Genomic DNA, 14,388 nt, shown 5'->3' on the forward strand with positions numbered 1-14,388 from the left:
GGGGAAAGGAAAAAGTTTGGCGTCGGAGCACGACGTAGCCTACTGCCCTACTCCCTTCCCCGTCTGTCCTCTGTGCCGCAGATAGTGATCGGCAATCGCGCAGGCAACCATGGCCTCGCCGATCGGCACGGCGCGGATGCCGACGCAGGGGTCATGGCGGCCCTTGGTTGTCACCTCGACATCCTTGCCGTCCTTGTCGATGGATTTGCGCGGGGTCAGGATCGACGAGGTCGGCTTGACGGCGAAGCGGGCGACGATCGCCTGACCGGTCGAGATGCCGCCCAAGATGCCGCCGGCATTGTTGGACAGAAACACCGGCTTGCCGTCATTGCCCATGCGCATCTCGTCGGCGTTCTGTTCGCCGGTGATGCGGGCCGCCTCGAAACCGTTGCCGATCTCGACGCCCTTGACGGCGTTTATCGACATCAGGCCCGACGCGATGTCCTGATCGAGCTTGGCGTAGATCGGCGCGCCGAGGCCGGGCGGCACGCCGTCGGCGACGATCTCGATTACCGCGCCGACCGAGGAGCCGGCCTTGCGGATGCCGTCGAGATATTGGGTGAAGACCGGAACCGAGGCCGGATCCGGGGTGAAGAACGGGTTTTCGGCGTCGCCGACGAAATTCCAGTTCCAGTTGGCGCGGTCGATGGACTTTTCGCCCATCGAGACCAGCGCGCCGCGCACCGTCATGCCGGGCACAACCTTGCGCGCCAGGGCACCGGCAGCGACCCGCGCCGCGGTCTCGCGCGCCGAGGAGCGGCCGCCGCCGCGATGGTCGCGCAACCCGTATTTGACGTCGTAGGTGTAGTCGGCATGGCCAGGCCGGTATTGCCGGGCGATCTCGCCATAGTCCTTGGAGCGCTGGTCGACATTCTCGATCAGCATCGACACCGGCGTGCCTGTGGTGATCATGGTCTCGCCGTCCTCGTCGAGGATGAAGCCGGACAGGATCTTGACCTCGTCCGGCTCGCGGCGCTGGGTGACGAAGCGCGACTGTCCGGGGCGGCGGCGGTCGAGCTCAGCCTGGATGTCCTCGCGCTTGAAGCGGATGCCGGGCGGGCAGCCGTCGACAACGCAGCCGAGCGCGGCGCCATGGCTTTCACCCCAGGTGGTGACGCGGAAGAGATGGCCGAATGTGTTGTGCGACATGAAAAACGCCCTGCCCCGGTGAGGAAACCGGTTACGGCTGCCTTCTATTGGCGTTTTCCACAGTGGTCAAACGCTGCATCAAACTGTGATCTGGCGGATTTAGTTTTGACACATTCGGTTGGTTTCTGCTCTCTTCCCATCCGCCGTTGAGGACCCGCCGCTGACGAGCCGGCGCAATGACCTAAAGAGGACGACGATGCGTACCCTGATTGGCGCCGCCTGCGCCATGCTGCTGATTTCCACCGCCGCCGCGTTCGCCGGCCAGACCGAAGGCCTGATCAAGAAGATCGACAAGGACACGCTGACGCTGACGCTGGACGACGGAAAGGCTTACAAGCTCAACGCAGAAACCGATATCGACTCGCTGAAGCCGGGCATGGATATCGTCATCGCCTATGACGTGAGCAATGGCGAGAATGTCGTCACCGATATGCAGTTGCCCGACAGCGACCAGAACTAGTCTACGCCGCAACGCCGCAGCTTCGTCATTCTAGGGCGAAGCAAGGAGCGTAGCGACGCGCGCAGACCCTGGAATCCATGCCGTTACGTCTGAGCCTTGCAGCGGTGCAGAACGATCTGTGTTCTGCGCCGCTTTTGCCATTCGGCCTAGGTCACGGCATGGATCCTTGGGTCTTCGCTCCGCTTCGCGTCGCTACGCCCAAGGATGACGACTTTCAGGGTGCTTCGCCCTACGTAGAACAAACGACCTACGCCGCAGGTTTCAAAGCCACTCCAAGCTCCGGCCTTTCAGCCGCAGCAGGCGGTCCTGCGGGACATCGAGGCCGGCGGCTTCCTGCTTGGAAAGGCCGGCGACGAAGCGGAAGAAGCAGCGTATGACACCGCCATGGGTGACGCAGACGGTCGGCTGCCGAAGTTCGGCGAACCATGGCTTTATCCGCTCGAGCAGCATCTCGTAGCTTTCGGCGCCCTCGCCGGGCGGCTGAAAATCCCACTTTGCGTGGCGGCGGCCATCGGTCGAGCCGGGCGCGCGTTCCTCGAGTTCGGCGAAGGTGAAGCCCTGCCAGTCGCCGAAACTTATCTCCACCAGGCGCGGATCGGTCCGGTAGGCAGCGGGATCGAGTCCCATCGCTTCGCGCATGAGCTCCATCGTCTCGCGCGTGCGCCGCATCGGGCTGGCGACAAAATCGAAACCTTCGGCCTTGCCGATGAGCCCGGCCAGCCGCCGGCCGTTAAGCCTCGCCTGCTCGCGGCCGAAGTCGTTGATGTCGGTATCGGCCTGGCCCTGCAGGCGGTGCTCGGCATTCCACTCGGTCTGGCCGTGGCGCGCGATGTAGACGAGCGGATACATCAGGTCTTCCGAGGTCGGGCTGGGCCTGGGACGAAGGATAAGCGGAGGGGATCAGTCCTTGACGGTCGAGATGTCCGGCGCGTCGACCGCCTTCATGCCGACGACGTGGTAGCCGGAATCGACGTGATGGACCTCGCCCGTCACGCCGCGCGACAGGTCCGACAGGAAGTAGACACCGGAATCGCCGACCTCCTCCTGGGTGACCGTCTGCTTCAGCGGCGAGTTGTACTCGTTCCACTTCAGGATGTAGCGGAAGTCGCCGATACCGGAGGCGGCAAGCGTCTTGATCGGCCCGGCCGAGATAGCGTTGACGCGGATCTTCTTGGCGCCGAGGTCGACGGCGAGATAGCGCACGCTGGCTTCCAGCGCCGCTTTGGCGACGCCCATGACGTTGTAATGCGGCATCACCTTCTCGGCGCCGTAATAGGTCAGCGTCAAAAGCGAGCCGCCATCGGTCATCAGCGGCTCGGCGCGCTTGGCGATGGTGGTGAAGGAAAACACCGAGATGTCCATAGTGCGCAGGAAATTGTCGCGCGTCGTCTCGACATAGCGGCCGGTGAGCTCGTCCTTGTCGGAGAAGGCGATGGCATGGACCAGGAAGTCGAGCTTGCCCCAATGTTTGGCAATGTCGGCGAAGACCGCGTCGAGGCTTTCCGGGTCGGTCACGTCGCAATGGCCCGCGACATGCGCGTTGAGTTCGGCCGCGAGCGGCTCGACACGCTTCTTGAAGGCCTCGCCCTGATAGGTCAGCGCGATTTCGGCGCCATGATCGACGCAAGCCTTGGCGATGCCGAAAGCGATCGACCGATTGTTGGCGACGCCGAGGATAAGGCCCCGCTTACCGGCCATCAGGCCCTGTCCACCTGCCATGTGCAAGCTCTCCGCAAGAATATCTGCTTTGTGGAGAGCCCTATCGCACAGGCACAGAGCCCCTTCAAGCGCCCAAAAGACACTGTGACGGGAACAAAATTCCCTCAATCAGCCTTTTCGGCGGCGCATCAAGGCCTCAAGCTCGGCATCGCCGCCTTCCGGCAGCATCAGCCGAACATGGGCATAGAGATCGCCATGGCCGCCGGCCTTTTCCGGCAGGCCCCTGCCCTTGAGGCGCAGCACCTTATCCGAGCTGGACCACGCCGGAACGTTGACCGCGAGCTTGCCGGTCGGTGTCTCGACCGCCACCTTGGCGCCGAGCACCGCGTCGGCCAGAGGGACGGGCAGATCGACATGCAGGTCGCGGCCTTCGATGCGGTAGCGTGGGTGGCGGCGGATGTGGATCTTCACCAGCGCGTCGCCGGGCTGTCCAGGACCCTGCTCGCCCTGGCCCTTCAGGCGGATCGTCTGGCCGTCCTCGACATAGGCCGGCAGCTTGACCGCCACCTTGCGGCCGTCGGGGAACATCGCCGTCACCTTATCGGCGGTGGCGGCCTCCTCGACGCTGATGTCCATGGTGACGTTGAGGTCGGCCGCCTGCACCGGCTGGCGGCGATCGCCCCGGCCGGCGCGGGCGCCGGAAAAGGCATCGCCGAAGATCTGGCTGAAGATGTCGCTGTTGCCGTCGAACGGATCGCCGCCCGGGCGCCCGGCGCGGAATTCGAAATGCGCGCCGCCCGGGCCTTGCTGACGGCGGAACCCGGCGAACGGGTCGCCACCGGCCGCGCCTTCAAAGCCCTGGAATTTCGGCTTGCCCTCGGCGTCGATCTCGCCGCGATCATAGGCGGCGCGCGTCTTCTCGTCGCCGACGATCTCGTAAGCCTGGTTGGCGGCGGCAAAACGGTCCTTCGCCTTGGGATCATTCGGATTCTGGTCCGGATGATATTTCTTGGCGAGCTTGCGGTAAGCCGATTTTATGTCCTTCGCCGATGCGTTCTTGGCAACGCCCAGCACCTCATAGGGGTCGCGCATACTTCCTGCCTGCTAGAGATTGGATTTGTGGTCGCCCCCTATATGCGCTCGCATAGGAAGAAATTCCAGTAGCGCAAGGGCAATTAGCGCGTGAAACTCAAAGCGCCAAAATCAAAGCGCCTTGAACTCCTGCATGCGCCAGCCGCCAGCGCCGGCCAGGCACAGCTCGCCCTTGTAGAGGGCAACGCCGTCGAAGCTCTCGCGCGTGGCGCTGAAACGGCGGCAGGTCAGGCCGCCGTCCTTCAGTTCCACCAGTTCGGTGATCGCGCCGCGCGAGCCGGTGCCGGCATTGGCCCATGGCACCGTCTGGCCGCCAAGCTCCTTGATGTCGGCGGAAGAAACCGCGTTGCCGATGGTGGTCTGGTCGGAGTCCTGGTCGGAGACAGCCGGGGCGGCAGGCGAGGACGGCGCGCTGGAGGTGATGATCGAGCGGTCGACCTCGGCCTTTTGCAGGCTGAAGCCGCCGGCGCCGCAACCGGCAAGCGGCAGCGCCAACGTCAGCAGCGCAGCCTTGGCACTGGCCGAAGCGATAACGCTCCATTGCCCGCTGTCAAAAGCCTGCGCGATACGCGACAATCGGCGAACTCCTCCCGCAATGTTAAAAATTTGGAAAACTATGAACGAAACCGAGTTAACAAGCAGTGACTTCACCGAAGCGGCGGAGCCGTTCCGGCTCTTCGCCGCATGGCTGGAGGACGCAACCAAAAGCGAGCCCAACGATCCCAACGGCGTCGCTCTGGCGACCGTCGACGCCGACGGCATGCCGGATGTGCGGATGGTGCTGCTCAAGGGGTTCGACGAAAAAGGCTTTGTCTTCTACACGAATTTCGAGAGCGCCAAGGGCCGCGAGATTCTTGGCAGCATGAAGGCGGCAATGTGCTTCCACTGGAAATCGCTGCGCCGCCAGGTGCGGGTGCGCGGGCCGGTGGAGATCGTCAGCGATGCCGAGGCCGATGCCTATTACGCGACAAGGCCGCGCGGCAGCCGCATCGGCGCCTGGGCCTCGAAACAGTCGCGGCCGCTGGAGAGCCGCTTCGCGCTGGAGAAGGCAGTGGCCGAATACACGGCGCGCTACGCCATCGGCGATATCCCGCGGCCAAAACACTGGTCGGGCTTCCGCATCGTGCCGCAGACGATCGAGTTCTGGCACGACAGGCCGTTCCGCCTGCATGACCGCGTCGTGTTTTCACGCAATGCCGCCGGCGGCTGGGACAAAACCAGGCTTTATCCCTGAATCCCTGAGGGCGGGCGCGGGCGACGCGTTCAGCTCTTCTTGCGCGTCATGAAAGCGGTCAGCGCGGCGCGCGCCTCTTCCGAGGTCAGGCGCTCGCGAAAATGCTCGGCTTCGACCTTGATGCGGGCGACGAGCGCTTCGCGCGGCTCGCGCATCAGGTCGCGCGCGATCTTCAGCGCCTGTGGCGGCTTGGCGGCGATGCCCTCGGCGGCGGCCAGCACCGCGCTCTCCAGCGCATCCTCGGCAACCACCTCATAGATCAGCCCGGCGGCCTTGGCCCGTTCGGCCGAAAAGCCCTCACCGAGGCCGAGCAGCGCGAAGGCGCCCTGCCGACCCAGGAGCTGCGGCGCGATCAGGCTGGAGCCTGCCTCCGGCACAAGGCCGAGATCGACGAAGGGCGTGCGGAACAGCGTGCGCGGCGTGGCGAAGGTCAGGTCGCAATGCAGATTGAGCGTGGTGCCGATGCCGACGGCGATGCCGTCGACGCCCGACACCATCGGCTTCTGCGATCTGGCCAGCGCCATCAGGAAATCCCACACCTCGTTGCCGCCCTCGCCGCCGGTGGCAATGACGAGGAAATCGGCGAGGTCGTTACCGGCGGAAAAGGCGCCCGGAACGCCGAGGAAGACGTGGACGCGAACCGCCGGATCGGCATCGCCCTCGGCAAGGGCGGCCGACATTTTTGCGTACATGGCGCGCGTCAGCGCGTTCTTCTTGTCCGGCCTGTTCATCCGGATGATCTGCACGGCGCCCCGGCGTTCGATGAGGATATGGTCTGTCACGATTTTTTCCTTGTGAACGTCAGGTTGAAATCAGAGCCTTGCCGGCGACGGCGAGGCTTTCGGCGCCGTCGATGACCCGCTCCTTCAAGGCGCGCGTCTCGCCGAGCAGGTTTTCGGCGAAGAAGCGGCAGAGCGCGATGCGGCCGCGATCGGCGAGCCCGCCTTGCGCCAGATAGGCGCCGCCGGCCGCTAGCGAGATCAGGCGCAGATAGGGCGTCGCGCCGGCCATCGCGGCGTCGGCCTTGCCGTCGGCGAGTTGCTTCTGGAGGAAGCGCGTCGCTTCGTCGAGATCGGCCAGCGCGCGCTCGAGATTGTCGGCGGTGCGGCCGAAGCCTTCGATGTTCGATGTGCGCACCGCATCTGCCACCGCTTTCAGTTCACCGATGTAAGAATGGATATGCTCGCCGCCGCCGAGCGGCAGCTTTCTCGAGACGAGGTCGATCGCCTGGATGCCGTTGGTGCCCTCGTAGATCGGCGCTATGCGGGCGTCGCGATAAAGGGCGGCGGCGCCCGTCTCCTCGATGAAGCCCATGCCGCCATGCACCTGGACGCCCAGCGAGGCGACCTCGACGCCGACATCGGTAGAGAAGGCTTTCGCGAGCGGCGTCAACAGGCCGGCGCGGTCATGCCATTTCGCCCCTGCCTCGCCCTCGCCGACGCGCGCGCGGTCGATGGCATGGGCGCAGGAATAGCTGATCGAGCGGGCGATCTGGGTCAACGCCTTCATGGTCAAGAGATTGCGCTGCACGTCCGGGTGATGGACGATCGGCGCCATGCCGGATCCCGAATAGGCGGAAGCCTTGCCCTGGCGGCGCTCATTGGCGTAGGCGACCGCCATCTGGGTCGCGGTCTCGGCCACGGCCACGCCCTGCATGCCGACAGCGAGGCGCGCATTGTTCATCATGGTGAACATGCAGGCCAGCCCCTTGTTCTCCTCGCCGATCAGCCAGCCGATGGCGCCGGGTGTCGCACCCTGAAAGCCGTCGCCATAGATCATGGTGCAGGTCGGCGAGGCATGGATGCCGAGCTTGTGCTCGAGGCCGGAACAGAAGACGTCGTTGCGGGCGCCGAGCGAGCCGTCGTCGTTGACGAAGAATTTCGGCACCAGAAACAGCGAGATGCCGCGCGTGCCGGCCGGCGCGTCGGGTAGCCGCGCCAGCACCAGATGCACGATGTTGTCGGTGAAATCGTGCTCGCCATAGGTGATGAAGATTTTTTGGCCGAAGATGCGATAGGTGCCGTCGCCGACCGGTTCGGCGCGGCTGCGCAAGGCCGCGAGGTCCGAGCCTGCCTGCGGCTCGGTCAGGTTCATCGTGCCCATCCACTCGCCGGAGACGAGCTTTGCGAGGTATTTGGCCTTGAGTTCCTCCGAGGCGTGCTTGTCGAGCGCCTCGACCGCGCCCATGGTCAGCGTCGGGCCGATGCCGAAAGCCATGGCGGCGGAGTTCCACATTTCGAGCGCGGCGACGCCGAGCATGGTCGGCAGACCCTGGCCGCCGTACTCCTCCGGCCCCGACAGCGCATTCCAGCCGCCGTCGATCCAGCGCCGGTAGAGCTCCTTCCAGCCGGGCGGTGTTGCGACGGAAGCGTCCTTCAGCACCGCGCCGTGCTCGTCGCCAATTTTGTAGAGCGGCGCCACCTCCTCGCTGGCAAAGCGGCCGGCTTCGGCCAGGATCGCGTCGACAATATCCTCGCCAAGATCGCCGAAGGTTCCGGCGTCCAGCGCCGGCTTCAGCCCCGCCACGTGCTTGAGCGTAAAGGCGATGTCCTCGACCGGCGCGCGATACATGTCTGCTCCTCCTCCGTTCCAGCCAACCGTAATCGCATGGCCGGAGCGAAACCATCAACCTTTGGGTCGGCCTCGCGCCTTCTTTTTACGTAAACGTCAAACTTTGTCACGCGGATTTTGCATGGACGTCGACATCCACGGGTGGAGCGGGAGCCGGCGCCCGGTCCATTCGAGGTTCCGTCGCCGTTTAGGCGCTGATCGATTCCTCAGCGTATGCTGCGGCCTACCGCCTGCAGCGCCAGGAAGGCTTCGTAACGCTTGTCGTGCCAAGCGCGGATGTCGCCCGACGCAGGTGTAAAAACGTCGCCAAGCCGTGACATTGCAGGCATCGCGGTCGACAAATCGGGATAACGGCCGGATGCCACCGATCCGAGCATCGCGGCACCCAGCAGCACCGGCTCCGGCGACTGCGAGGCGGCAACCGGGAGGCCGGCGGCGTCGGCGAGCAGCTGGCGCACCAGCGGCGACTGCCCGGCGCCGCCGCTGATGACGATGGTGTCGACAGCAAGACCGGACGACGCCATCGCCGCCACGATCTGACGCACGCCGTAGCCAAGGCCGCAAAGCCCGGCCACATAGAGACCGACGAGGCTGTCGACAGAACGGTCGGTGCCCAGCCCGGCGATCAGCCCACGCGCGTCCGGATCGGCCAAGGGCGAACGATTGCCGAGGAATTCGGGCACGACGTGGAGGCTTCCGGCGAGCGTGGCGGCTGCTGACAAATCGGGGGAAGCCACCGTGGCGGCCGCAGCCAGCCAATCGACCAGCGATCTGCCTTCCGCTGCGGCGCGCGTGGCAGCCTCGGCTGCGGCGAGGTGGAAATGCACTAGCTGATCGATGGCCGCGCCGGCGGCCGACTGGCCGCCCTCGCTCAGCCATAAGCCAGGCACCATGGCGGAATAATAGGGTCCCCACACTCCTGGAACGAAGGCCGGCGCTTCGCTGCTTGCCATAGTGCAGGCCGAGGTGCCCAGCACATAGGCCATGCGCGAGGTGATGGTGCCGGCATCGCCGGCAGCACCCACGGTGCCGACACCGCCAGCATGGGCGTCGATCAGCCCGGCGGCGACGACCGTGCCCGCGACCAGCCCCAGGTCGGCCGCGGCCGCTTCTGTCAGGCCGGCACCCACCGTCGTGCCAGGGTCGACCACTTCGGTGCCGATGCGGGCAAATCCCTCATCTGCAAGCTCGCCGAGCCCGACGGAATGAAAATAGCTGTCGTCCCAGTGCCGCTCATGGCCGAGATAGGTCCATTTGCAGGCGAGCGTGCAGACCGAACGGGCAAGGCTGCCGGTGGCGCGCCACGTCAGGTAGTCGGCAAGGTCGAAGAAATGCCGCGCCTTGGCAAAAGTCGCGGGCAGGTTTTCCTTAAGCCACAAAAGCTTCGGCGTTTCCATCTCCGGCGAAATGACGCCGCCGACATAGTCGAGGACAGGATGGTGGCCGGCATTGATGCGCCTGGTCTGGTCGAGAGCGCGATGATCCATCCAGACGATGATGTTTCTGTCGCTGTCTCCGGAACGACCCACCGGCAAAGGCTCGCCATCGTCGCCGACCACCACCAGCGAGCAGGTCGCGTCGAAGCCAATACCTTTGATGTCCCCGGGGCCGACGCCCGCCTTGTCCACCGCCTCGCGCACGCTGGCGCACACTGCCTGCCAGATGTCGCGGCTGGACTGCTCGGCGATCTCGCCAGGCTCGACGAAGAGCGCGATGTCGCGTTTGGCGGAAGCGAGCAGCTCGCCACGCTCGTCGAAAACGCCGGCGCGCGCGCTGCCGGTGCCGACATCGATGCCGAGAAAGTGGGAAGGCATTGGGGAACCTCAGAAGTGGAGCGGTAGGCAGTAGGCAGTAGGCAGTAGGCAGTAGGCAGTAGGCAGTAGGCAGTAGGCAGTAGGCAGTAGGAGATGGTCAGCGTTGAATGGCCGGACGCAAGAGCCGCTTTCCACTGCCTAATTCCTACTGCCTACAGATCATTGCTCTGCGGCAGGATCACCAGATCCCGAATGGTGATGTTCCTCGGCCGCGTCAGCATGAACAACACGGCTTCCGCGACCTCGACAGGCTGCATCAGCCCGCCGGCCGCCAGCTCGTCCTCGAGCTTCTGCTTCGGCCAGTCGCTGATCAGCGCCGTTACCACGGGGCCAGGCGCGACGGCGCCGACGCGCAGGCCGTGCTTGGCCACCTGCCGGCGCAGCGTATGAACGAAGGCCTGGATGGCGTGCTTGGAGGCCGTGTAGACCGGCTCCCAGACGACGGGAACCAACCCGGCGATGGAGCTGGTGACGATGATGTCGCCGGTCTTGCGTCCGACCATATGCGACAGCACCGCATGCACGGAGCGGAACACCGAGTTGATGTTAAGGTTCAGCATGCGGTCCCACGCGTCGGGATCGCCGTTGAGGATCTCGCCGCCGACATAGGAACCGGCATTGGCGTGGAAGATGTCGAGCTGGCCGGCCCTGTCGAGGATACCTGGCAACATGGTCGCCACACTGGCGGGGTTGGTGAGGTCGACCACCAGCGGGATCGCGCCGTCGCCGAGTTCGGCGACGACCTCCTTCAGCCTGTCCTCGGCGCGGTCGACCAGCACGACGCGGGCGCCGGCCGTGAGCATCGCCCTGGCGCATTCGAGGCCGATGCCCGATGCCGCGCCGGTGACCGCGGCGACTTTTCCCGAAAGATCTTGAGCCATGTGTACCCTTCTCGTTTGAACGGATCAGGCGCGGCCGTGCGAGGCACGGGAACGGCGCGCGAGGGAGTCGACGATCACGGCGATGGCCAGAACGGCACCGGTGATCATGTATCGAAGCGACGAGGACAGATCGAGCAGCGTCAGCCCGCTGGCGATCGACTGGATGACGATGATGCCGAGCAGCGCGGAATAGGCGCTGCCGCGGCCGCCGAACAGGCTGGTGCCGCCGATGACCGCGGCTGCGATGGCGTTCAAATTGACGTCGCCGGTGCCGGCCTGCTGGCTGGCGGAAGCGAGCCTGGCGGCTGCAAGCACGCCGCCCAGCGCGGCGAACAGCGAGCACAGCGCGAAGGCGCTGAGATAGATGGCGCGCACCTTGATGCCGGCGCGCCGCGCCGCCTCGCGGTTGCCGCCGACGGCGGTCATCGAGCGCCCCCATTTGGTCCGGGTCAGCGCATAGTTCATCGCCACAACGAGGCCGACGAAGAGACCGAACATCCACGGGATACCTCGTGACTGGTTGAGGTACGCGACGATCAGCTCGAGGCCGACGGTTATGGCGGCGACGCGCAGGACGAGCCCGGCCACGGACGGCGTCGACAGATTCGCCGCGCGTCTGCGCGCGAAGGTGCGAAGCCCGCTGACCAGCATCGCCAAACCCGGGATCGCGGCAAGCGTGTGCGAGACCCATTTCGGCATCACCATCAGCTGGCCGAAATCCACCAAAGCGGAGCCGTAGGGCAGGTTGATCGAGCCGGTGGAGCCGAGGATGTAGAGCTGCATGCCCAGCACCGCGAGCAGGCCGGCCAGCGTCGAAACGAAGCTCGGCATGCCGAGGCGGTTGAACAGCAAGGCATAGAGCGCGCCGATCAGGGCGCCGAAGGCCAGCGCGGCCAGGATCGCCAGCGCGACCGGCCAGCCCTGGTTGACCCAGAGCGTGCCGACCATTGCCGAGGCGAAGCCGCTGATCGAGCCGACGGACAGGTCGATCTCGCCGACCATCAGCACGCAGACGATGCCGAGCGCAATGACGCCGACCGTCGAGCAATCGAACAGGAGATTGACCAGATTGCTGCTGGAGACGAACACCGGGTTGAGGCTGGTGAAAACCGTCCAGATGACCACGAGGCCGACGATGACCGGCAGCGAGCCGAGATCGCCGCTACGCACGCGGTCGAGGAAGGCGCGGACCGCTCCGCCGATGCCGGCTTCATGCTTGACGCGCGCGTCGGCTCGATCAAGCGCCAGTGGGGCCAAATTGCCTTGCTCCGTCATGGGCGCTGCTCCCCCGCCTGCGCGCTGTGATCGCGTTCCGCCCGCAGGCGCTCGGCGCGGCGCGAGACCGCGTTGTTGGACGCGCCGGTGATGGCGCTCACCAAATCCTGGTTCGAGGCATCCGGCTCGAAGACGCCGTTGTTGCGCCCGAGCCTCAGCACGACGATGCGGTCGGCGACGGCGCGGACATCCTCCATGTTGTGGCTGATCATAACGACGCCGAGACCGCGCGCGCGGACGCGGTCGATAAGGTTGAGCACTTCCGCCGTCTGGGCGACGCCGAGCGCGGCGGTCGGCTCGTCGAGCAGGATGAGTTTCGGCTCGAGCAGCAGCGAGCGCGCGATCGCCACCGTCTGGCGCTGGCCGCCGGACAGCGAGGCGACCGCCTCGCGCACGCTCGGAATGCGCGCCGACAATTCGTTGAGCAGCGTCCAGGCCCGCATCTCCATCGCCACCTCGTCCAGCCGCAGCGGGCTGAGCTCGTTGCCGAGGAAAATGTTGGCGACGACATCGAGGTTCTCGCAAAGCGCGAGGTCCTGGAACACCGTGGCGATGCCGAGCGTCAGCGCTGCGCGCGGGTCGGGCAGCGTCACCGGCCGGCCGCGGAAATTGATCGTTCCCGAGCTCGGCTGATGCACGCCGGCCAGGATCTTGACCAGGGTCGACTTGCCGGCGCCGTTGTCGCCGACCAAGGCTACGACCTCGCGGGCATGGACATCGAAATCGATATCGGTCAGCGCCGAGACGGCGCCGAAATTCTTCGATATGCCGCGCAGGCTGAGCACCAGCTCGCCGACGGATGCCGACCTTTCAGGACTTTCGCTCATGCGCCGCCTTTCTTGACAGTTGTTGCCTGGCATCCGGCCGCCGCCGCGGGGCGGCCGGATGCCACTTGATCAGTTGGTGATGCCGAGCTTCTTGCAGCCTTCGGCATAGCGGTCGACGCAGAGCTCGGCGGCCGTATTGATCTTCTTGTCGATGATCTCGGCCTTGAGGTTCTCCTGCGTCACCACCGCCGGCGTGAAGAGCTGCGAGGGCGTGTCGTAGAGCGTCATCTCGGCCTTCGGCGTCTCGCCCGACAAGAGCTTGACGGCGACGTTGGCCGCGGCCGCCGCGACGATCTCGCTCGGCTTGGAGATGGTGTTGTACTGGTCGCCGGCGATGATCAGTTGCAGCGCCGCGATGGTCGCGTCGTTGCCGGTCACTGGCGGAACCGGATCGACGCCGGCCGCCTTGAAGGCAGCGATCGCGCCGCCGCCGGTGCCGTCATTGGCCGCGACGACGCCGAGGATCTTGGCGCCGAAGCGGGTGATCTGGCCGCTCGCCCATTGCTGGGCCTTCGGCGGCGCCCATTCCGGCGTGTCGAACTCGGCCAGGATCGGATAGCCGCTGTTGTCGAGACCCTCATGGATGCCCTTCTTGATCAAGCCCGCGGCGGCGTCGGTCGGCGAACCGTTGATCTGCAGCAGGCCGCCGCCGGCCGGGTCGACCTTAAGCGCCTTAAGGTGCTCGACCAGAGAATCCGCGATTGCCTTGCCGATGCCTTCATTGTTGAAGGAGACGTAGAAATCGGCGGGTGCGGTGGGGATGGGCCGGTCGTAAGCGATCACCTTGACGCCCTGGCTCTGGGCCAGCTTGACCAGCGAGGCGGCGGCAGTGGAATCGACCGGATCGAGCACGATCGCCTTGGCGCCCTGCGAGATCACCGAATTGAACTGCTGCTGCTGGCGCGCGGCATCGGCATCGGCGTTCTGGTAGATCACCTTGCAGCCCGGGCACAGTTTCTTCATCTCGGCGACGAAGCCCGGATAGTCATGCTGTTCGTAGCGGGTCGATGCCTGGTCGGGCATCAGGAACGCGACCGTGGCATCGGTGACGGTGTCAGCGAACGCCGCCGTGCTGCTGAGCAGCGAGACGGCGAAAACGGCCGCAATGGTCGATTTCAAGGCAAACGGCGATTTCCAAGCATGTCTGGTCATTCGAATGTCTCCCTTCCGAGAAATGGTTTCACGAGGACCCGCGCGGTGAACGGCGCGCCAGGCCTTGACTGCATGTCGAACTGTTGAAAGGAGTATGATCAGTCGGCTGAGGATCGATCCGATCCCGGTAAGCCGTGCAAACATCCTCCTGAAGTGCTGGATTTCAGAATAAATGATCTCCATCACCGGGTGCCCTGCACCCCGCGTTCTTCCTTCCCTGAATGTCTCTTTGGTCTTGACGCAATTCCTCTCGGAATTGCTTTGAGCTCCTCCC

The 14,388-nt window shown here is 65.3% G+C and carries 14 protein-coding genes; 2 read left to right on the plus strand and 12 right to left on the minus strand.

Features of this window, described 5'->3' with window-relative positions; all coding sequences use genetic code 11:
* Nucleotides 1–39 precede the first annotated feature (39 nt).
* A complete protein-coding gene (gene aroC, locus DPM35_RS03495; protein WP_112125903.1) occupies nucleotides 40–1,149 on the minus strand; it encodes a chorismate synthase in 1,110 nt (369 codons plus the stop codon).
* Nucleotides 1,150–1,345: 196 nt separating this feature from the next.
* Here aroC and DPM35_RS03500 point away from each other — a divergent pair, with 196 nt between their 5' ends.
* Nucleotides 1,346–1,609: a DUF1344 domain-containing protein gene (locus DPM35_RS03500; protein WP_112125904.1), complete on the plus strand. Its 264-nt coding sequence runs from the start codon at nucleotides 1,346–1,348 to the stop codon at nucleotides 1,607–1,609.
* 261 nt (nucleotides 1,610–1,870) lie between these two features.
* On the opposite strand, the gene DPM35_RS03505 is transcribed toward DPM35_RS03500, so the two are convergent.
* The 4 genes from DPM35_RS03505 to DPM35_RS03520 all read right to left on the minus strand — a co-directional run bounded on the left by DPM35_RS03505 (nucleotide 1,871) and on the right by DPM35_RS03520 (nucleotide 4,936).
* On the minus strand, nucleotides 1,871–2,458 hold the full coding sequence (locus DPM35_RS03505; RefSeq protein ID WP_112125905.1) for a histidine phosphatase family protein: 588 nt from the start codon (nucleotides 2,456–2,458) through the stop codon (nucleotides 1,871–1,873).
* A gap of 51 nt (nucleotides 2,459–2,509) precedes the next feature.
* A complete protein-coding gene (fabI, locus tag DPM35_RS03510) occupies nucleotides 2,510–3,328 on the minus strand; it encodes an enoyl-ACP reductase FabI (protein ID WP_042641715.1) in 819 nt (272 codons plus the stop codon).
* A gap of 108 nt (nucleotides 3,329–3,436) precedes the next feature.
* A complete protein-coding gene (locus DPM35_RS03515) occupies nucleotides 3,437–4,360 on the minus strand; it encodes a DnaJ C-terminal domain-containing protein (protein WP_112125906.1) in 924 nt (307 codons plus the stop codon).
* Between the two features lie 111 nt (nucleotides 4,361–4,471).
* Nucleotides 4,472–4,936, minus strand: a complete 465-nt coding sequence (locus tag DPM35_RS03520) for an RT0821/Lpp0805 family surface protein (RefSeq protein WP_112125907.1) — start codon at nucleotides 4,934–4,936, stop codon at nucleotides 4,472–4,474.
* 40 nt (nucleotides 4,937–4,976) lie between these two features.
* Between DPM35_RS03520 and pdxH the strand changes: the two genes are divergently transcribed.
* A complete protein-coding gene (gene pdxH / locus DPM35_RS03525; RefSeq protein WP_112125908.1) occupies nucleotides 4,977–5,594 on the plus strand; it encodes a pyridoxamine 5'-phosphate oxidase in 618 nt (205 codons plus the stop codon).
* Nucleotides 5,595–5,623: 29 nt separating this feature from the next.
* Here pdxH and DPM35_RS03530 read toward each other — a convergent pair whose 3' ends face one another.
* The 7 genes from DPM35_RS03530 to DPM35_RS03560 all read right to left on the minus strand — a co-directional run bounded on the left by DPM35_RS03530 (nucleotide 5,624) and on the right by DPM35_RS03560 (nucleotide 14,114).
* Entirely contained in the window at nucleotides 5,624–6,376 is a 753-nt protein-coding gene (locus DPM35_RS03530) for a crotonase/enoyl-CoA hydratase family protein (protein WP_112125909.1), read from the minus strand.
* A gap of 19 nt (nucleotides 6,377–6,395) precedes the next feature.
* On the minus strand, nucleotides 6,396–8,165 hold the full coding sequence (locus tag DPM35_RS03535) for an acyl-CoA dehydrogenase family protein (RefSeq protein WP_112125910.1): 1,770 nt from the start codon (nucleotides 8,163–8,165) through the stop codon (nucleotides 6,396–6,398).
* A gap of 206 nt (nucleotides 8,166–8,371) precedes the next feature.
* A complete protein-coding gene (locus DPM35_RS03540) occupies nucleotides 8,372–9,979 on the minus strand; it encodes an FGGY-family carbohydrate kinase (RefSeq protein ID WP_112125911.1) in 1,608 nt (535 codons plus the stop codon).
* Nucleotides 9,980–10,131: 152 nt separating this feature from the next.
* A complete protein-coding gene (locus DPM35_RS03545; RefSeq protein WP_112125912.1) occupies nucleotides 10,132–10,860 on the minus strand; it encodes an SDR family oxidoreductase in 729 nt (242 codons plus the stop codon).
* 24 nt (nucleotides 10,861–10,884) lie between these two features.
* Nucleotides 10,885–12,135 carry a sugar ABC transporter permease gene (locus DPM35_RS03550; RefSeq protein WP_112125913.1) on the minus strand — a complete coding sequence of 417 codons (1,251 nt, stop codon included), beginning with the start codon at nucleotides 12,133–12,135 and terminating at the stop codon, nucleotides 10,885–10,887.
* On the minus strand, nucleotides 12,132–12,962 hold the full coding sequence (locus tag DPM35_RS03555) for an ATP-binding cassette domain-containing protein (protein ID WP_112125914.1): 831 nt from the start codon (nucleotides 12,960–12,962) through the stop codon (nucleotides 12,132–12,134). Before DPM35_RS03555 ends, DPM35_RS03550 begins: the two co-directional genes overlap by 4 nt.
* 69 nt (nucleotides 12,963–13,031) lie before the next feature.
* Nucleotides 13,032–14,114 (minus strand): ABC transporter substrate-binding protein, encoded by a 1,083-nt coding sequence (locus tag DPM35_RS03560; protein WP_112125915.1) that lies wholly within the window; start codon nucleotides 14,112–14,114, stop codon nucleotides 13,032–13,034.
* Nucleotides 14,115–14,388: the final 274 nt, after the last annotated feature.

Source organism: Mesorhizobium atlanticum, assembly GCF_003289965.1.
GTDB classification, from domain to species: Bacteria; Pseudomonadota; Alphaproteobacteria; order Rhizobiales; family Rhizobiaceae; genus Mesorhizobium; species Mesorhizobium atlanticum.